Below are 16,930 nucleotides of genomic sequence, written 5' to 3'. Positions count from 1 at the left end.
CTCGATGGCCGCGCTCGGCGACTCGATGACGCGGGCGTTCAACACCTGTCTGCTGGCGTGGACGGACTGCGTCCGCAATTCGTGGGCCACCGGCACTGACGTCGACAGCTACTACCAGCGGTTGCGGAAGCCGGACATCGCGAACCACAACTTCGCGCTGACCGGCGCCCGGATGAAGGACCTGCCGAGACAGGCGAAGGTCGCCGTCGCCAGCCGCGTCGACCTGGTCACCGTCCTGATGGGCAACAACGACGCCTGCAGCGGCGGCACCGACGTGGCGACGTTCGCGAACCAGTTCAAGGAGGCGATGACAACTCTGCAGGAAGGAGTGCCCGGCGCTCAAGTCAAGGTGGCGTCCATTCCGGACATTTACCAGCTCTGGGATGTCTTGCACACCAATAAATCCGCGGTCGCGAAGTGGGGCAGCTTCCACGAATGCGACGCACTGCTGGCAAACCCGACCTCGACCGCACCGGCCGACCAGCAGCGGCGCGACGCGTTCCGGCAGCGGATCGTCGACTACAACGCCCAGCTCGCCGCGGTCTGCGCCGAGTTCGCCCAGTGCCAGTTCGACGGCGGCGCGGGTTTCGCGGCTCGCTTCGATCCGAGCGATGTGTCCACTGTGGATTACTTCCACCCGAGCGCGAAAGGGCAGGCGTTGATCGCTGACGTCGCCTGGAAAGCCTTAGGCTCCTGATCGCCGGCAGCGGTGCCGCTCGCGGAGAGCGGCACCGTTTCCGCGTGTCCGGGACGCCGAGGAATTCCTAACGCTCCGTTGCAGACGCGGCCGAGTCCTCGGATGCCGTCCGAGCCGGAATCGCGTCGGCGAGCTCGTGCTCGCCGAGCCGTTCGGCGGCGAAGTCGAGAAGGGCGGAGGCGCGCGGAGTGAGCTTCATGTCCGCGGGCCAGATCCCCACTACGTGGGTCACCGTGACCGGGGGGTCGAGGGGCCGGATGACAACCGGTCGTCCCTCGATGCTCACGGGGAGCGCGTGGGGCCGGGACATGAGCAGCCCGTAGCCGAGTCCGCGGCCCACCAGTGCCTCGACGAGGCCGATCTGGGAGACCCTGGCTTCGATCTTGGGCTCCAGGCCGCGCGCGGTGAACGCGTCCGCCACGTTGCGGACTCCCGGTGTCGCGTCGTACTGGATGTAGGGCTCGTCGGCGAGATCCGCCAGGTCCACCGTTTCGGCCGCCGCGAGCCGATGCCCGGGAGGCAGGTGCGCCTCGAGTTCGGTCGCGTAGATCCTGCGGCGGCGGCATCCGGTCGGCAGCGACACGTCGTACACGAGGGCCACATCGAGTCGCCCTGCCTCGAGATCGGAGAGCAGTTCTTCGTTGGTGCCCACCGTGATCCCGATGCTCACGCCGGGATGGCGCTTGGGGAAGCCCTCGAGAAGCTCCGGCACCACGTTCGCGGCGAAGCTCGAGTAGCAGCCGAGCCGCACCGGACCCCGCAGCTCCTGTTCGCGCCCGGCGTTCAGGACGAGTTCGTGCGTGTCGGCCACGATCTGACGCGCCCGTCTGGCGAAATCCTGACCGGTCGGAGTGAGCGTGAGCCCTCTGGCCTTGCGCCGCACGCACAGCTGCTCGCCCACGGCGCTCTCGAGGCTCGACACGGCCTGCGACAGCGCGGATTCCGAGATGTGCAGGTGCGCCGCGGCCGCGCTGAGCGTGGGGAAGTTCGGCAGTGCCGCGAACAGTTCGAGTTGCCGCAGGCTCACCTCGGAGATGGCTGCCCTTCCCCTTCTTCAGTTCAACCGAATTACATCCTCACATTACCACGATTTACACGCAGAGGAAGGCCTCCCATGATGGGAGGAACAGCTTCCCGATCCCTCCGAACGGAGGGCTGGCAAGGACTTTGGGGGAGAAGCAGTGGCAAGTCAGGACACTCGCATCGCGATCATCGGCGGAGGGATGGGCGGGCTGACGGCCGCGATCGCGCTGCGGAAGATCGCCGGAGTCCGGGCCACCGTGTTCGAGCAGGCGAGCAAGCTGGGCGAAGTGGGCGCGGGGGTCACGGTCGCGCCGAACGCCGCGCGCGTCCTCGAGAGGCTCGGCGTGCTCGATCGGATCAGGCGGGTCGGAGCGGTCCCGGACGGGCACGGCGTCTACTTGAACGCCATGGGCGGTCTGGTGACCGACGCGGCGTGGGAGGACTCGGCCAAGCAGCACCAGAACATCGGCATGTACCGCCCGGACCTGATCGACGCCTTGGCGCAGGAGGTCGATCCGGCGACCATCCGTCTCGGCCACCGGCTGGTTTCCGCGGAGCCACTGGGCTCCGGCGTTCGCGTCGAGTTCGAGAACGGCGCGGACGACGTGTTCGACGCCGTGATCGGAGCGGACGGCATCCATTCGGTGGTGCGGGGAGCCGTCGGCCAGTTCCCGGAGCCGGTCTACTCCGGGTACATCGTCTATCGCGGAGTGGTCGACGCGTCCCGCCTGCCCGGCGACTGGCCCATGATCAGCCAGGTGTGGATGGGCAACCGGCGGCACTTCATGTGCTATCCGCTGCAGCAGCGGAAGCTGTTCAACTTCGTCGCAGGCATCCCGAGCGAACGGCCGCTCGACGGGGCCTGGTCCGGCCCGGCGGAGGTCGGCGAACTCGCCGCCGAGTTCGCGGGCGCGGACTGGGACCCGAGACTCCAGGAATTCATCGGGCGCATCGAGCACACCTTCTGGTGGGGCCTCTTCGATCACGAACCTCTCGCCAACTGGTCCCGAGGGCCGATCACCTTGCTCGGCGACGCGGCGCACACGATGCTGCCGCACCAGGGACAGGGGGTGAACCAGGCGATCGAGGACAGCATGGCGCTCGCGACGTTCCTCGCGGCGGCCGACAGCGTCGCCGACATTCCCGAGGCGTTCAGGCGCTACACCTCGGTCCGCATGCAACGCACGGCGATCCTGCAGAACGGCTCTCGCCGGGCCGGTGCCATGTTCGACGCGCAGTACGAATTCGCGGACCTCGAGAAGCGCGACGCCGATCTCCGGGTCGGGCGCGATTTCCGGCGGAGCGCGGTATTCGACTACGACGCACAGAAGGTGGCCGAACAGGCGCTCAACCGATTTCAGGGGGTACCGGTCGCATGACCTCGATCAGCATCATCGGCAGCGGCAAGATGAGCGGGGCGATCGCGGAGGTCGCGGCCCGGGCAGGCGCAGGCGTCCAGATCATCAAGCGCAGTGCGGAAAGCAGGTCCGCGGCGCGTCCAGGTCCGGGCTACGGCGTCATGGGCGACAAGCTCACCGGAGACCTGGTCGTGCTCGCCGTTCCCTACGGAGCGTATCCGGGCATCGTCGAGCACTATCGGGACCAGTTCCGCGAAAAGGTCGTCATCGACATCAGCAACCCCATCGATTTCTCCACCTACGACCGGCTGAAGTCACCCGCTGATTCGTCCACCGCGGCCGAACTCGTGAAGTTGCTGCCCGCGGGCACGGCCGTCGTCAAGGCGTTCAACGTCAATCTCGGAGACACGCTCGTCAGCGGCACGAACGGCACGACGCGCACGACCGTCCTGTTCGCCGGTGACTACGCCGAGGCGAAGATGGCCGTCGCGGAGTTCATCGAGGCGGCGGGAATGCGCGCGGTCGACGTCGGCCCGCTGACCCGCGCAAGGGAACTCGAGGCGATGGGGTTCCTCCAGATCGTGGTGGCGGCGCTCGGCAAGACGCGGTACGAGTCGGGCTTCGCGCTGCTGGAGTGAGCGGGATTGATCGCCTCCGCGTGCTCCGGTGAACGGGGTCAGTGCCGGCAGGCGGCCGCCCCGTGGCAGGAGGCCATCGCCCGCAGCGTGTCGTGCAGTTGCCGTGCCTTGTCCGGCGGCAACTGAGCGGCGGTGTTGTGCAGTTCCTGCGGATCTGTGGTCCGGTCGTAGTACTCCTTGGCACCGTCGGCGTATTCGACGTAGGTGTAGGCGGTGCTCCGAATCGCCTCGTAGGTGGTCGGATTGCCACTGTTCTTCGCGGGCTTGTCGGGGTCGTTCTTGTCGAAATCGGGGCCGTGGTGCTCCACCAGCCCGACGGTGCGCCACGCCGTCGGTGCGGTGCCGTTCAGCAGCGGCACCAGGCTTTCGCCGTCCACCGGTGCGGGGGTCGGCGCCCCGGCCAGCGCTTCGAAAGTCGGCCGCAGGTCGATGTTCTCGGCGGGCTGGTCCACCGTCGCGCCTGCCTTGACGCCGGGGCCGGTGACTATCAGCGGCACGTGCACGTCCGTGTCGAACGCCGTCTGCTTTCCGGGGGTGAGCCGGTACTCGCCCATGTGGTAGCCGTTGTCCGAGGTGAAGACGAGGTCGGTGTTGCCGCGTACTCCGCCTTTGTCCAGTGCCGCTTGCACGGTGCCGATCATCTTGTCGACCGACTGCACGGCCTGCGCTCGTTTGCGGAAGTCCTTGTCGATGTTCTGTTTTTCCCGGTCGGTCAACGGGGTGCGGGAGGCGAGCCACGACGGCGGCGAAGACGGGAGCGTGTCGTACGCGGGGCCGCGCGGTGCGGTGAGCCCGGGGAACGCGCCGGCGTCGCGAGGCGCGGGAGTGTAGGGGCCGTGCGGGGCGAACGTGGCGAGTTCCATCGCGAACGGGGTGTGGTCGGCCGCCGAACTGGCCACGAATCGCGCGGCCTTGTCCGCCATGACGTCGACGAGGTAGTCCTCGGGCTTCTTGCCGTAATGCTTGACGGTGCCGTTCTCGTTGAGGTCGTAGTCGAACTCGCGGTAGCCGTTCCCCGCGACGTCCCATTCGTTCCAGCCGGGCGGGATCCCGTCGGATTTCGGCTGGTAGCCGTTGAGATACTTGCCCATCATCGCGGTCCGGTACCCGGCCTGCTGCAACGACGTCGCGTAGGTCGACTTGTCGTCGCCGCGGCCGTGGAAGACGCGGTAGCCGCCGTCCTCGCCGCCGTTGGTGAACACGCCGGTGTCGTGCGGGACCATCCCGGTGAACAGCGACGAGCGCGACGGGCAGCAGAGGGAGTCGGTGACGGTGTAGTTGGCGAACGAGGTGCCGTTGCGGGCCATTTCCTGGACGTGCGGCAGATACGGCAGCAGGTTCATCGACAGGTCGTCGGTGAGCACGAGGACGATGTTCGGTTTGCCGCCGGCCGCGGCGGGCTGGCCCGGCACGCAGGCGACGGCCGTCGAAGCCACTGTCAAGGCCAGCAGCGAGATCAGGAGCGAACGAGCGCGTTGCGGCATGCCCCGCACGCTAGAACCGCGATCCGCGAGTTCGGTTCGGAGCGTGTTCGGGTTCGGTAAATCCGCCGCGCGCTCAGCCGAGTTCCTGAGCGAGCCCGACGACGATGTTCTCCGGCCCCCGGACGTAACACAGCAGATAGATGTCCTCGTACTGCACCACCTCGTTGACCAGTTCGGCTCCGTGGGCGCGCAGGCGGGCGAGGGTGTCCTCGAGGTCGTCGACCGCGAACATCATCCGGCGGATGCCGAGCGTGTTCGCCGGGGCCTGCCACGGCTCCGGAGCGATCGCCTTCGGCTGGTGGAATTTCGCCAGTTCGACCCGCCCGGGTCCGTCGGGGACGCGCAGCATGGCGACGTCCTGCCGGATGTCCTTCAGGCCGACCACCCGTTCCGCGCCGCGCCAGTCCAGCGGGCCCTTGTTTTCCAGTTCCAGCCCCAGTTCGACGAAGAACGCGATGACCGCGTCGAGGTCCTCGACGACGATGAGGACGTTGTCCATCCGCTTGACCGTCATGCGGTCACCGTAGCCTGCTCCGAAAAGCCTTAGTGGTGCTATTCTTAGCCCAAAGCTATTCAGGGGGTGCCGGATGCCGAAGCGGACCGAGCCGGACGAGGTCGACGAGATGCTCGCGCAGTGGCGGGACGAGGTGCCGGAGGTAGACACGTCGCCGCTCGCGGTGTTCGGGCGGTTGCACCGTTCGTTCGACCGGTACCAGCGGCAGCTGACGCGCGTGTTCGCCCGGCACGGGATCACGGTGGCGGACTTCGGGATCCTCGCCGCACTCCGGCGGGGCGGCGCGCCTTACCGCCGCACAGCCGGGGACCTCGCCGACACGAACCTGCTCACCACCGGCGGCATCACCCAGCGGGTCGACAAGCTGGTGCAGGCCGGACTCGTCCGTCGCGAACGCGACGAGGACGACCGCCGGGTCGTGTTCATCGGCCTCACCGAGGAGGGGCTCGCGGCCACGGACAAAGTGGTGCACGAGCATTTCCCCAACGAAAACCGCATGCTGGCCGGGTTGACCGCGACGGAACGGGCGCAGCTGGCGAAATTGCTGGGGAAGCTGGAGCAGTCGCTGGACCAGGCCGAGTTCGGGGACTGAATCCGTCCGGCTGGGTCTGAACGCGACGCCGCGTTGATCGCCGCCGTGCCGTCGATCCCCGGCCGAGGTCGGCGGGGAGTCGACGGCGCGGCACTGGACGGCAAAGCCCGAACGTGCTGATTCAGCCCCGAGCCCACGGGATCGGTTCGTCCGCCAGGCTCAAATACAAGCTCTTCTGCCGCTGATAACTCCGGATCGCGGTGCGGCCCTTGTCCGTCCCGAGGCCGCTTTCCTTCGTACCGCTGAACGGGGTCGAGATGCTGAACTGCTTGTACGTGTTGATCCACACCGTCCCGGCCTCGACGCGGCGGGCCAGGCGGAGCGCGCGGCGGTAGTCGGCGGTCCAGATGCCGCATGCCAGGCCGTAGACGGTCGAATTGGCCTGGGCGACCAGGTCTTCCTCGTCGTCGTAGGGCAGCAGGACGCCGACCGGGCCGAAGATTTCCTCCTGGCACGTCTTCGCGTCGGGCGCGAGGCCGTCCAGCAGCGTCGGCAGGTAGTACGCACCGCGCGACAGGCGTTCGTCGGAAGGGATTTGCCCGCCGCAGCGGACCACCGCGCCTTCTTCGCGGGCGCGGTCTACCATCGCGGCCACCTTGTCGCGGTGGGCGAACGTCGCCAGCGGACCGACCTGGGTGGCCGGGTCGGTGCCGGGGCCCAGTCGCAGGGCGGTGGCCGCCTCGATCAGGCGGGAAGCCCATTCGCCGTACTGCTTGCGTGGCAGGAAGATCCGCGATCCGGCGATGCAGCTCTGCCCGGTCGACGAGAAGATTCCATACAGGATTCCGGCGACAGTCTCCTCGACGTCGGCGTCCTCGCAGACGATCGTCGGGGACTTGCCGCCGAGTTCCATGGTGACCGGGATGATCCGGTCCGCGGCGATCCTGCCCAGCACGCGTCCGGTGGTGGTGCCGCCGGTGAAGGCGAGCTTGCCGACCAGCGGGTGGCGGGAGATCGCGTCGCCGACGACCGAGCCGGGGCCGGGCAGGACGGACAGCAGTGCGGGCGGCACGCCGGCGTCGTGGACGAGGCGGGCCAGCGCCAGCGAAACCAGGGGAGTGGCTTCCGCGGGTTTGAGCAGGACGGCGTTCCCGGCGGCGAGCGCGGGGGCGATTTTCTGGGCGTCGCTGGCGATCGGCGAGTTCCAGGGCGTGATCGCGCCGACGACGCCGATCGGTTCGTGCACGCTCATCGTCAGGTGTGCGCCGCGGCTGGGCGGGAGTTCGCCTTCGAGGGTTTCGAGCGCGGCCGCGTAGTAGCGGAAGGTGCCGGCGGCGCTCGCGACAAGTGCGCGGGTTTCGCCGAGTGCTTTGCCGGTATTGCGGGTTTGCAGCAGGGCGAGCTGCTCGGCGTGGTCCTCGATCGCGTCGGCGACGCGGGTCAGCAGCCGGGCGCGCTGGTGCGGCAGCAGGTCTCGCCACGCCGGGTCCGCGGCGGCCGCGGACCCGGCCCGGGCAGCGGCGTCGACCTGGGCGGAGTCGGCGGCGTGGATCGAGGCGACCGCCGACCCGTCGGCGGGGTCCACGCACGCGGACGCGGGACCGCCGCCGCGCTGCCAGTCGCCGCCGACCGGGATTTCGTCGGGCGGGACGGGGAAGGGCTGCATGGCGACGTCCTTTCGGCGCGGATGACGAGGGGTGCGACCGAGGAAACCTTAGACCTAAGATTTCGTCAAGGCCTGGCGCTGCACGCGAGCCGCCGGGAGACCGCCGGAAAGAATTTTAGGCCTAAGGGGTTGTGCGGATCACAGCCCTCGGGTACAACCCTTATCAGTAAGTCTCTTAGACCTAAGGCATTCGGCGGCGAGCCCGCCGAGGACCACCGGAGGAGTTGCCCCGCGATGACCACCACCGAAAACAAGCACCAGGAACTCGAGGAGCTCATCGACTCGTGCATCGCCGCTCGCGAGACGCGGTACGAGGACTGGGACACCCTCGGCTTCCAGGCCGCCGCGAAGGGCGACGAGTTCCGCCGCGCGCAGATCCGCTACATCGGCTCCGGCGCGACCGGCAACCACGAGGGCGACGCGCGCCAGCTGCCCTCGGAGCACTTCACCTTCTCCAACATGCGGCTGCCGGTCGGCGCGATCGGCCCGGAGCACACCCACCACGACGTGGAAGAGGCGTTCTTCGTCCTCGAGGGCACGCTGGAGGTGACCGTGCACGACGTCGAGGACGGCACCAAGACCGCGACCCGCGTGCTCGGCTACCGCGACCTGATCCGCGTGCCCGCCGGGGTGCCGCGCAGCCTGCGCAACGCCGGCGACACCGACGCGCTGTTCTGCGTCATCATCGGCGCGCAGAAGCCGCAGCTGCCGACCTACCCGCCCACCTCGCCGATGCACGGCGTCACTCGCTGAGAAGAGACCGCGATGCCGACGATGCTGCGGGTGCACCGGACGACGTGGCTGGCCGACCGGGTCACGCAGGTGGAACTGCGCGATCCGGAAGGAAAGCCGCTGCCCGTCTGGGAGCCGGGAGCGCACCTTTCCCTGCACCTGCCGAACGGGCTGGTGCGCGAGTACTCCCTCTGCGGCGACCCGGCCGATCGGCACAGCTGGACGGTCGCGGTGCTGCGGGAGGAATCCTCGCGCGGCGGCAGCGCGTGGGTGCACGAGCGGCTCACCGCGGGGAGCGTCGTCCCCGTCGAGGGCCCGCGCAACACCTTCGAACTGCACGACGCCCCGGAGCACCTGCTCATCGCCGGCGGCATCGGCGTCACCCCGATCCTCGCGATGGCCCGGCAGCTCGCGGCGGGCTCCGCGCCGTGGTCCATGCTCTACTGTGGACGGTCGCGCGGCGGAATGGCTTTCCTGGACGAGCTTTCCGGGCTCGCCGGGGACCGGCTGGAAGTGCACGCCGACGACGAGCACGGCGGTCCGCCCGATCTGGCCGCGAGGCTGGCCGGGCTCGCCCCGGGAACGGTCGTGCACTGCTGCGGCCCGGAACCGCTGCTCCAAGCGGTCGAGGCGGCTTTGCCGGAAACGGCGACCTTGCGGGTCGAACGCTTCCGGGCCCCCGAGGCGCCGGCCGCCGCGCCGGGAACGGGATTCGACGTCGTGTGCGCCGGTTCCGGGACCCGGGTCGCGGTCGCCGCCGACGAGTCCATTGTGGACGCCCTCGGCCGCACCGGGATTTCCGTGCCGACCTCGTGCCGCGAGGGCGTGTGCGGGACTTGTGAAACGAAGGTGCTCTCCGGCGAACCGGACCACCGCGATTTCGTGCTCGACGACGACGAGAAGGCGACCTCCGGGACCATGATGCTGTGCGTGTCGCGGTGCCGGTCCGCCGAACTCGTGCTCGATCTGTAGAAGAACCGATCCTGAGGAGCCGGCCATGGCCGGACACACCCACCGGCAGCTCGCCGTGCTGCGCGCCGCCGCCGCGGGGCACGTGGAGATGACGTGCAGCCGCGAACCGCACCTCTACGTCGACGGCCTCGCCTGCTGCGACCCGACCCTCGGGCACCAGCTGGCCGGCCTGCTCGCCCCCGAACCGGCCGCGCCGCGCGGACCGGGGCTCCGGGTGCCCGCGGTGCTCACCGCCGCCGGGCAGGCCGTGCTCGCCCCGTCCGCCGCCTGACGGCTCGTGCGCACCGCCGGTGAGAACCGGCATCGCCACGCACGAAGCCCGACCCACCACGAACCGAAGGGAACGCCCGATGCCGCTGCAGCTGCGGCCGGTGCAGAGCCGCACCGCCCCGCCAACGAGCTACGAGAACGCGCTGGCCGACGAGCTGGAAGCCGTCTACGGCCGGGGCGTGCACGACCTGCCCGGCGTGGTTTCCGCGCTCAACGCGGGCGGCCTGCGCCCGGCGGACGGCTCCGACTGGACCGAAGAGACGTTCACCGCCGAACTCGCGCGGCTGGCAGGGGAGGCGTGATGGCGACCAAAACCGCCGAAGAGCTGCTGGCACTGGGCCTGCGCGACCGCTGGTACCCGCTGTGCCCGTCCGGCACCGTCAAACGCGGCGAGCTGACCCGCATCGAACGGGCCGGGGAGCAACTGCTGCTCTGGCGCGACTCCGCCGGGGTCGTGCACGTACAGGAAGACCGCTGTCCGCACCGCGGCGCGCGGCTTTCGCTCGGCGTGCACATGGGCGACCGGGTCGCCTGCAACTACCACGGCGTGCAGGTGGACGGAGACGGTGTCGTCGTGTCGGTCCCCGGCAGCCCGGGGTGTGCGCTGGAGGGCCGTCGCGCGCTGCGGACGTTCCCCGCGGAGGAACACGCCGGTGCCGTTTTCGCCTGGTTCGGCCTGGACGAATCAGCCGAGCCGACGCCGTTGCAGCTGCCGGACCCGATCGCGGGCGGCGAGTGGGACAACTTCCTCTGCTACGTCGAATGGGACGCGCCGTACGGCTACTCCCTGGACAATCTGCTCGACCCGATGCACGGGGCGTTCCTGCACCGCAACAGCCACACCATGTTCGGCGGCAAGCGCGAGGCTGTCTTCCAGATCCGCGCGATCGACGACGGGTTCGTCTTCGAGAAAACCGACCAGCGCGGCGTGAACTTCGACTGGGTGCAGCTCACCGACGCCGGCGCGCAGTGGGTCACGCTCGACATCCCGTATCCGGACACCGCCGGCCCGGGCGGCGCGTTCACCATCGTCGCCGCGCTGTGCGCGATCAACGAGACCCAGCACGCGGCCTTCTTCTGGCGCTGCCGCAAGGTTTCCGGCTGGGAACGCGACAGCTGGCGCGTCCTCTACCGCAACCGGCTCGAAGCCCGGCACTGGGCGGTGCTGGAGCAGGACCGCGAGATGGCCGAGGCGATGCCGCTCGACGCGTGGGACCGGGAAAACCTGTACCAGCACGACATCGCGCTCGTGCGGATGCGCCGGTTGCTGCGGTCGGAAGCCCGCCGCCAGGCCGCCGCGCTCGCCGCTCCCGCCGCCGCACCGGCCCCCGCCGCGCCCGTGCCCGCCCCGACCCGCTGACGTTTCAGGAGGCCCCATGTCCGCCGAACCCATCGCGCGGCTCCGCGCCCTGCGCGCGGTGACGCTGCGTTCGACGCAGTGCGCCGATTCCGGCGAGTTCTACCGCGAAGTCTGGGGGCTGCAGCAGGTCGAAGCCGACCGCGGCGCCGTGTGGCTGCGCGGTTCCGGCGACGAGCACCACGTGCTGCAGCTCGAACAGGCCGACCAGAACGCGCTCGGCAAGATCGCGTTCGCGGTCGCCACTCCGCGCGAGGTCGACGCGGCCGCCGCCCGGCTGGCCGCGCACGGCGTCCCGCTGGTCACCGAACCCGGCAAGCTCGACCAGGTCGGCGGCGGGTACGGCCTGCGTTTCGCCGACCCGGAAGGCCGGCTGGTGGAGCTGTCCGCCGAGGTCGACGCGGTCGTCCCGGGCGACCCTTACGGTCGCGCCGCGGTGCCGCGGAAACTGGCGCACGTCGTGCTCAACACGGTCGACATCGACGCGGCCTGCGAGTTCTACACGCGGGTGCTGGGCATGCGGATCTCGGACTGGTCCGAGCACCAGATGGCCTTCCTGCGCTGCAACGCCGACCACCACGTGATCGCGTTCAACCAGGCGGAATTCGCGTCGGTGAACCACATCGCGTACGAGATGAACTCGATCGACCACTTCATGCGCGGCATCGGGCGGCTCAAGCACAACGGCGTTACGCCGCTGTGGGGCCCCGGCAGGCACGGTCCGGGCAGCAACACCTTCGGCTACTTCGCCGACCCGGCCGGGCTCGTTTGCGAGTACACCTCCGAGGTCGCGCAGGTGGAGGAAGACGCGTGGCTGTGCCGGGTGTGGCGGCGCACGCCGGAGCTGTCCGACCTGTGGGGCACCGCGGGTCCGCCGTCGAAGGACGTCCGCGCGCACATGCGCGGCGTGCCGGACCCCGGCTACTCGGCGTGGTGGCAGTCGTGAAGGTAGGAGTGCTGGGCGCGGGATCGATCGGCTCGGTCGTCGCGGAAGCGTTGCGCGACGGGCTGGTGCCGGGCGCGGAGCTGTCCGGGGTCGTCGATCCGGCGCTGTCCCCGGCGGGACTGCCGATGTGCGCGCTGCCGGAGCTGTTGTCCACTTCGGACTTGGTGGTCGAGGCGGCGGGACAGCGGGCGCTGGCGGACGCGGGGCCGCAGGTGCTGTCGGCGGGGTGCGACCTGCTGGTGGTTTCGGTCGGCGCGCTGGCGGCGGACGGGCTGCTGGAGAAGCTGCTCGCGGCCGGCCCGGGCGCGGTCCATTTGTCGACCGGCGCGATCGGCGGGCTCGACCTGCTGCGTTCGGCGGCGCTGCTCGCGCAGTTCGAGCGGGTGGTCATCGAGACGACGAAGAAGGCGTCTTCGCTGGTCCAGCCGTGGATGTCCGAGGCGGAGGCGGAGGCGTTGCGGCAGGCGACCGCACCGGTCGAGTTGCGGCGCGGGCCCGCGCGGGAGATCACCGCGGCCTTCCCGAAGTCGGCGAACGTGGCTGCGTCGGTGGCGCTGGCGGTGCGGGATTGGGACGTCGTGGAGGCGGCGGTGATCGCCGATCCGGCCGCGCCGTTGACCTCGCACGTGATCACCGCGGCCGGTCCGGCGGGGGAGTACCGGTTCGAGATCCGCAACCGGCCGTCGCCGCAGACGCCGACGTCGAGCCAGGTCGTGCCGTACGCGGTGCTGTCCGCGCTGGAAGCGTTGGCGACGCCGAGGGCGGTGTTCCGGTGACTTCCACAGTGGACGGTGTGCGGGTGCGGATCGCCGGGGACGGCAGTCCGGTGCTGTTGCTGCACGGCATCGGCGGATCGAGCGCGTCGTTCGACGCGCAGCTGGCTGGTCTGGCGCCGAAACACCGGGTGCTGGCTTGGGACGCGCCGGGCTACGGCGGTTCGGCCGATCCGGAGAAGCCGCTGGGCATGGCCGGATACGCGGCGCTCGTCGGCCGTCTGCTGACCTCGCTGGACGCGGCGCCCGCACATCTCGTGGGTGTCTCGTGGGGCGGCGTGATCGCGACCCGCGTCGCGCTGGACTACCCGGAGGTCGTGCGGTCGCTGGTGCTGGCCGATTCGACCCGGGGCTCCGGCGTCGACTCCGAGCGCGCTGCGGTGATGCGGGCCCGGCCGAGCGAACTGAACCGGGTAGGTGCGGCGGAATTCGCCCGTCGGCGCGCGCCTCGGCTGCTCGCGCCCGGCGCGGATCCCGCGGTGGCGCAACGGGTCGAGGACATCATGGCGGGCATCCGGCTGCCCGGGTACACGTCCGCCGCCGAGTCGATGGCGGAGACGGATCACGGTCCGCGGCTGGCGCGGATCTCGGTGCCGACGCTGGTGCTCGTCGGCGAGCACGACCAGGTGACCGGGGTGTCCGAGTCGCGACGGCTCGCCGCGTCGATCCCGGGTGCTCGGCTGGAAGTGCTGCCCGGCGGGCACGCGGCGAATCAGGAATCGCCGCGCCGGTTTTTCGCCGAGGTGCTGGACTTTCTGTCCCAAGTGGACTCGGTGGTGGCGCGATGAAGGATCGGCTGTATGTGGTCACCGGCGCGGGCCGCGGGCTCGGCTGGGCGATCGCCCGCGAGATCGGCCGTCAAGGCGGTCGCGTCGTGATCGCCGAACGTTCTCCGGATCGGGCCGCCGACGGGGTCGCCCGGTTGCGGGCGGAAGGCGTTGAGGCGCACCGGATCGACACGGATGTCGCGGATCCGGAGTCGGTTGCGGCGTTGGCGGACGCGGTCGCGAAGCTCGGCCCGTTGCATGGCTTGGTGAACAACGCGGCGATGGCCGATGGCGTGGGCGGTAAGCACTTCGCGGAGCTGGACGTCGAAGCGTGGGACACGTTGATGACCGTCAATGCGCGCGGCCCGTGGCTCGTTTCTCGCGCGCTGTATCCGCAGCTCGCGCAGACCGGTGGACGCATCGTGAACCTCGCGTCCGACGCCGCGCTGTACGGCTCGCCGCGGCTGGTCCAGTACGTGGCCTCGAAGGGCGCGGTGATCGCGATGACCCGTGCGATGGCGCGGGACGGCGGCCCGGACGGCGTGACCGTCAACGCGGTCGCGCCCGGGCTGACCGAGGTCGAAGCCACCGCGGGCATTCCGCAGGAGCGGCACGACCTGTACGCGATGAACCGCGCGCTGACCCGGCCGCAACAGCCGGAGGACGTCGTCGGTTCGGTGGCGTTCCTGCTGTCCGACGCGGCCTCCTACATCACCGGCCAGACCCTCGTGGTCGACGGCGGATTCGTCTGCAGCTGAAGGGAAAACCCGTGGATTTGGGATTGAACGGCGCGGCGGTGCTCGTGACCGGGGCCAGCTCCGGCGTCGGGCTCGCGACCGCGGCCGCGCTGCTGGCCGAGGGCGCGCACGTCGCCGCCTGCGCCCGCGACGGCGTCCGGCTGGAGAAGGCCCTCGCCGACCTGCCCCGTGCCGACGGAGCCCGGCTGTACACCGCGTCCTGCGACGTGCTCGACCAGGCGCAGGTGGAAACGTTCGTCGCCGATGCCGCCCGCGAGCTGGGCGGCCTGGCCGGGGTCGTGAACAACGCGGGCCGGTCGCTGATGGCGCGGCTCGCCGAGACCACCGACGACCAGTGGCGGGACGAGCTGCACCTCAAGATCTTCTCGGTCCTGCACGTCGTCCGGGCCGCGTTGCCGTGGCTGCGGGCCGCGGCGAATCCGGCTGTGGTGAACGTGAACGCGATCCTCGCGCGCCAGCCCGAACCTCGGTTGGCAGCCACTTCGGCGGCGAGGGCGGCGTTGCTCAATCTCTCCACGACGTTGGCGACCGAATTGGCCGAGGACGGCGTGCGAGTCAACTCGGTCTGCCTCGGCCTGGTCGACACCGGACAGTGGCGGCGCCGGTACGAGGCCTCCGGCAGCAAGCTGTCCTTTGTGGACTGGTCGGCTGAGCTGGCTGCCGACCGCGGCATCCCGCTCGGCCGCCTCGGCACCGCGGAAGAGGTCGCTTTCCCCATCGTCACGCTGCTTTCGCCGCGTGCCTCCTACGTGACCGGCGCGACGATCGACGTCGGCGGCGGCATTGCCCGTTACGTCTAGAAGGGACGGACCCATGAATCACGGTCACGGAGGCGAGCTTCTCGTTCGCCTGCTGTCCGAAGCCGGAGTGGACACCGCCTTCGGCGTGGTGAGTGTGCACAACCTGCCGCTGGTGGAAGCGGTCGCGCAGCAGCTGCGGTTCGTGCCCGTGCGGCACGAAGCCGCCGCGGTGAACGCCGCCGACGGGTACTCCCGGGCCAGCGGCGGCCTCGGCGTCGCGATCACCAGCACCGGCACCGGCGCGGGCAACGCGGCGGGCGCGCTGGTCGAGGCCCTCACGGCGGGCAGTCGCGTGCTGCACGTGACCGGTCAGATCGACTCCGAATTCCTCGGCAGCGGACGCGGCGTCATCCACGAGACGCGCGACCAGATCGGCATGCTGACCGCGATTTCCAAGCACGCGGCCACGGTCACGTCGGTCGAGACCGCCGAGGAGACGCTGCGTGCGGCGATCCGGCACGCGCTGTCCGTGCCGAGCGGTCCGGCGAGCGTCGAATGGCCGATCGACCTGCAGTACTCGCGGCACGAGTTCCGTACTGGCTCGCTCGAACCGACCCCGATCCCGCCGCCCGACGCCGCTGCGCTCGCGGAAGCCGCCGAACTGCTCGCCGCCGCCCGCCGTCCGGTGTTCTGGCTCGGCGGGGGAGCGACCGGCGCTCGCGACGAGGTGCGCGCGCTCGCGGAACGGCTCGGCGCGGCCGTGTTCACCAGCAACTCCGGCCGCGGCACGGTGCCGGAGAACCACGAACTGGTCGTCGGGAACTTCGCCGCGCACGAGTCGGCGGCGCAACTCCTCGCCGACGCCGACCTGCTCGTCTCGATCGGCACGCACTTCCGCTCGAACGAAACCAAGCACTACCACCTCGCATTGCCCGAACGGCACCTGCAGATCGACGTCGACGCCGACGCGCTGGGCCGCGTCTACCCGGCCACTGTCGGAGTGCAAGGCGATGCCGCGACCGTGCTCGCCGGTCTGTCCACTGTGGAAGCCAACACCGAACCGGGCTGGCGCGACCGCGTCGTCAAGACCCGCAAAGCGGTGCGGGACAAGCTGAACGAGGCGATCGGCCCGTACGCGGAGATCTGCGCCGCCCTGCGCGACGGCCTCCCCGCCGAGTCCGTGATCGCCCGCGACGTCACCATCCCGTCGAGCCAGTGGGGCAACCGGCTGCTGGACATCCACGACCCGCGCACCAACGTGTTCCCGGTCGGCGGCGGCATCGGACAGGGCCTCGCCACCGGCATCGGGGCCGCGCTCGCGACGCCGGACGCGCCGACCGTGGTGATGGTCGGCGACGGCGGCCTCGCAGTGCACCTCGGCGAACTCTGCACGCTGGCCCAGGAACGGCCGTGGCTCGCGCTGGTCGTGTTCAACGACGGCGGATACGGCGTGCTGCGCAACATGCAGGACCACCACCGCGGACAGCGTGCCGGGGTCGACCTGTTCACCCCCGATTTCGCGCGCCTGGCGCAGTCGCTGGACCTGCCGCACACGCTGGTGTCGAAGCCGGGCCAGTTCGCCGACGTGCTGGCGAAAGCGGTGGCCCAGCACGGCCCGTCGGTGATCGAGGTCGACGTGACCGCTTTGCCCGCGACGCCGCGGCCGTTCGTGCCGCCGGTGCCGGTTCCGGAGAGCTGAGGGA

The 16,930-nt window shown here is 70.2% G+C and carries 19 protein-coding genes; 15 read left to right on the top strand and 4 right to left on the bottom strand.

Annotation, left to right across the window (positions count from 1 at the left end):
- The first annotated feature begins 4 nt into the window (after positions 1 to 4).
- Positions 5 to 697, top strand: coding sequence for an SGNH/GDSL hydrolase family protein (locus tag FKO37_RS35380; protein ID WP_238607343.1), 693 nt, complete (start codon positions 5 to 7; stop codon positions 695 to 697).
- A 67-nt stretch (positions 698 to 764) separates the two neighbouring features.
- Here the strand turns inward: FKO37_RS35380 and FKO37_RS35375 are convergent, their stop codons facing one another.
- On the bottom strand, positions 765 to 1,724 hold the full coding sequence (locus tag FKO37_RS35375; protein ID WP_199817747.1) for a LysR family transcriptional regulator: 960 nt from the start codon (positions 1,722 to 1,724) through the stop codon (positions 765 to 767).
- Positions 1,725 to 1,878: 154 nt separating this feature from the next.
- Between FKO37_RS35375 and FKO37_RS35370 the strand changes: the two genes are divergently transcribed.
- Positions 1,879 to 3,099, top strand: coding sequence for an FAD-dependent monooxygenase (locus FKO37_RS35370; RefSeq protein WP_037814777.1), 1,221 nt, complete (start codon positions 1,879 to 1,881; stop codon positions 3,097 to 3,099).
- Complete coding sequence (locus FKO37_RS35365) at positions 3,096 to 3,716, top strand: NADPH-dependent F420 reductase (protein ID WP_134663583.1); 621 nt, start codon at positions 3,096 to 3,098, stop codon at positions 3,714 to 3,716. The genes FKO37_RS35370 and FKO37_RS35365 overlap by 4 nt, the downstream gene beginning before the upstream one ends.
- A gap of 38 nt (positions 3,717 to 3,754) precedes the next feature.
- Here the strand turns inward: FKO37_RS35365 and FKO37_RS35360 are convergent, their stop codons facing one another.
- Together FKO37_RS35360 and FKO37_RS35355 are read right to left on the bottom strand one after the other, a co-directional pair.
- Positions 3,755 to 5,200, bottom strand: a complete 1,446-nt coding sequence (locus FKO37_RS35360; RefSeq protein WP_238607342.1) for a sulfatase — start codon at positions 5,198 to 5,200, stop codon at positions 3,755 to 3,757.
- Positions 5,201 to 5,273: 73 nt separating this feature from the next.
- Positions 5,274 to 5,714 (bottom strand): VOC family protein, encoded by a 441-nt coding sequence (locus tag FKO37_RS35355; protein WP_238607341.1) that lies wholly within the window; start codon positions 5,712 to 5,714, stop codon positions 5,274 to 5,276.
- A gap of 73 nt (positions 5,715 to 5,787) precedes the next feature.
- On the opposite strand from FKO37_RS35355, the gene FKO37_RS35350 reads away from it, so the two are divergent.
- Positions 5,788 to 6,306, top strand: coding sequence for a MarR family winged helix-turn-helix transcriptional regulator (locus FKO37_RS35350; protein WP_037814782.1), 519 nt, complete (start codon positions 5,788 to 5,790; stop codon positions 6,304 to 6,306).
- Between the two features lie 121 nt (positions 6,307 to 6,427).
- Here FKO37_RS35350 and FKO37_RS35345 read toward each other — a convergent pair whose 3' ends face one another.
- On the bottom strand, positions 6,428 to 7,912 hold the full coding sequence (locus FKO37_RS35345; protein WP_037814785.1) for an aldehyde dehydrogenase family protein: 1,485 nt from the start codon (positions 7,910 to 7,912) through the stop codon (positions 6,428 to 6,430).
- 234 nt (positions 7,913 to 8,146) lie between these two features.
- On the opposite strand from FKO37_RS35345, the gene FKO37_RS35340 reads away from it, so the two are divergent.
- From FKO37_RS35340 to FKO37_RS35290, 11 genes are all read left to right on the top strand, one after another.
- Positions 8,147 to 8,665, top strand: a complete 519-nt coding sequence (locus FKO37_RS35340) for a cupin domain-containing protein (RefSeq protein WP_037814787.1) — start codon at positions 8,147 to 8,149, stop codon at positions 8,663 to 8,665.
- A 12-nt stretch (positions 8,666 to 8,677) separates the two neighbouring features.
- Positions 8,678 to 9,616, top strand: coding sequence for a PDR/VanB family oxidoreductase (locus tag FKO37_RS35335; RefSeq protein ID WP_238607340.1), 939 nt, complete (start codon positions 8,678 to 8,680; stop codon positions 9,614 to 9,616).
- Positions 9,617 to 9,641: 25 nt separating this feature from the next.
- Positions 9,642 to 9,887 (top strand): hypothetical protein, encoded by a 246-nt coding sequence (locus tag FKO37_RS35330; protein ID WP_037814791.1) that lies wholly within the window; start codon positions 9,642 to 9,644, stop codon positions 9,885 to 9,887.
- 79 nt (positions 9,888 to 9,966) lie between these two features.
- On the top strand, positions 9,967 to 10,188 hold the full coding sequence (locus FKO37_RS35325; RefSeq protein ID WP_037814792.1) for a recombinase-like helix-turn-helix domain-containing protein: 222 nt from the start codon (positions 9,967 to 9,969) through the stop codon (positions 10,186 to 10,188).
- Positions 10,188 to 11,246: a Rieske 2Fe-2S domain-containing protein gene (locus FKO37_RS35320; protein WP_043840273.1), complete on the top strand. Its 1,059-nt coding sequence runs from the start codon at positions 10,188 to 10,190 to the stop codon at positions 11,244 to 11,246. The genes FKO37_RS35325 and FKO37_RS35320 overlap by 1 nt, the downstream gene beginning before the upstream one ends.
- Before the next feature lie 16 nt (positions 11,247 to 11,262).
- On the top strand, positions 11,263 to 12,189 hold the full coding sequence (locus FKO37_RS35315; protein ID WP_037814795.1) for a VOC family protein: 927 nt from the start codon (positions 11,263 to 11,265) through the stop codon (positions 12,187 to 12,189).
- Positions 12,186 to 12,965, top strand: coding sequence for an aspartate dehydrogenase domain-containing protein (locus FKO37_RS35310; protein WP_238607339.1), 780 nt, complete (start codon positions 12,186 to 12,188; stop codon positions 12,963 to 12,965). Before FKO37_RS35315 ends, FKO37_RS35310 begins: the two co-directional genes overlap by 4 nt.
- Entirely contained in the window at positions 12,962 to 13,750 is a 789-nt protein-coding gene (locus FKO37_RS35305) for an alpha/beta fold hydrolase (protein ID WP_238607338.1), read from the top strand. Before FKO37_RS35310 ends, FKO37_RS35305 begins: the two co-directional genes overlap by 4 nt.
- Complete coding sequence (locus FKO37_RS35300) at positions 13,747 to 14,487, top strand: 3-oxoacyl-ACP reductase family protein (protein WP_134663575.1); 741 nt, start codon at positions 13,747 to 13,749, stop codon at positions 14,485 to 14,487. Before FKO37_RS35305 ends, FKO37_RS35300 begins: the two co-directional genes overlap by 4 nt.
- An 11-nt stretch (positions 14,488 to 14,498) precedes the next feature.
- Positions 14,499 to 15,287 (top strand): SDR family oxidoreductase, encoded by a 789-nt coding sequence (locus tag FKO37_RS35295; RefSeq protein WP_238607337.1) that lies wholly within the window; start codon positions 14,499 to 14,501, stop codon positions 15,285 to 15,287.
- Positions 15,288 to 15,300: 13 nt separating this feature from the next.
- On the top strand, positions 15,301 to 16,926 hold the full coding sequence (locus FKO37_RS35290) for a thiamine pyrophosphate-binding protein (protein ID WP_238607336.1): 1,626 nt from the start codon (positions 15,301 to 15,303) through the stop codon (positions 16,924 to 16,926).
- Positions 16,927 to 16,930: the final 4 nt, after the last annotated feature.

Source organism: Amycolatopsis sp. Poz14, from assembly GCF_006704225.1.
GTDB classification, from domain to species: Bacteria; Actinomycetota; Actinomycetes; order Mycobacteriales; family Pseudonocardiaceae; genus Amycolatopsis; species Amycolatopsis nivea.
This window is presented reverse-complemented; position numbering and strand designations above follow the sequence as displayed.

Coding starts and splice junctions, on each gene's coding strand:
- FKO37_RS35350 (WP_037814782.1), top strand. CDS start 5,788: ATGCCGAAGCGGACCGAGCCGGACGAGGTCGACGAGATGCTCGCGCAG.
- FKO37_RS35290 (WP_238607336.1), top strand. CDS start 15,301: ATGAATCACGGTCACGGAGGCGAGCTTCTCGTTCGCCTGCTGTCCGAA.
- FKO37_RS35320 (WP_043840273.1), top strand. CDS start 10,188: ATGGCGACCAAAACCGCCGAAGAGCTGCTGGCACTGGGCCTGCGCGAC.
- FKO37_RS35325 (WP_037814792.1), top strand. CDS start 9,967: ATGCCGCTGCAGCTGCGGCCGGTGCAGAGCCGCACCGCCCCGCCAACG.
- FKO37_RS35380 (WP_238607343.1), top strand. CDS start 5: ATGGCCGCGCTCGGCGACTCGATGACGCGGGCGTTCAACACCTGTCTG.
- FKO37_RS35300 (WP_134663575.1), top strand. CDS start 13,747: ATGAAGGATCGGCTGTATGTGGTCACCGGCGCGGGCCGCGGGCTCGGC.
- FKO37_RS35365 (WP_134663583.1), top strand. CDS start 3,096: ATGACCTCGATCAGCATCATCGGCAGCGGCAAGATGAGCGGGGCGATC.
- FKO37_RS35360 (WP_238607342.1), bottom strand. CDS start 5,200: ATGCCGCAACGCGCTCGTTCGCTCCTGATCTCGCTGCTGGCCTTGACA.
- FKO37_RS35335 (WP_238607340.1), top strand. CDS start 8,678: ATGCCGACGATGCTGCGGGTGCACCGGACGACGTGGCTGGCCGACCGG.
- FKO37_RS35330 (WP_037814791.1), top strand. CDS start 9,642: ATGGCCGGACACACCCACCGGCAGCTCGCCGTGCTGCGCGCCGCCGCC.
- FKO37_RS35340 (WP_037814787.1), top strand. CDS start 8,147: ATGACCACCACCGAAAACAAGCACCAGGAACTCGAGGAGCTCATCGAC.
- FKO37_RS35355 (WP_238607341.1), bottom strand. CDS start 5,714: ATGACGGTCAAGCGGATGGACAACGTCCTCATCGTCGTCGAGGACCTC.
- FKO37_RS35315 (WP_037814795.1), top strand. CDS start 11,263: ATGTCCGCCGAACCCATCGCGCGGCTCCGCGCCCTGCGCGCGGTGACG.
- FKO37_RS35345 (WP_037814785.1), bottom strand. CDS start 7,912: ATGCAGCCCTTCCCCGTCCCGCCCGACGAAATCCCGGTCGGCGGCGAC.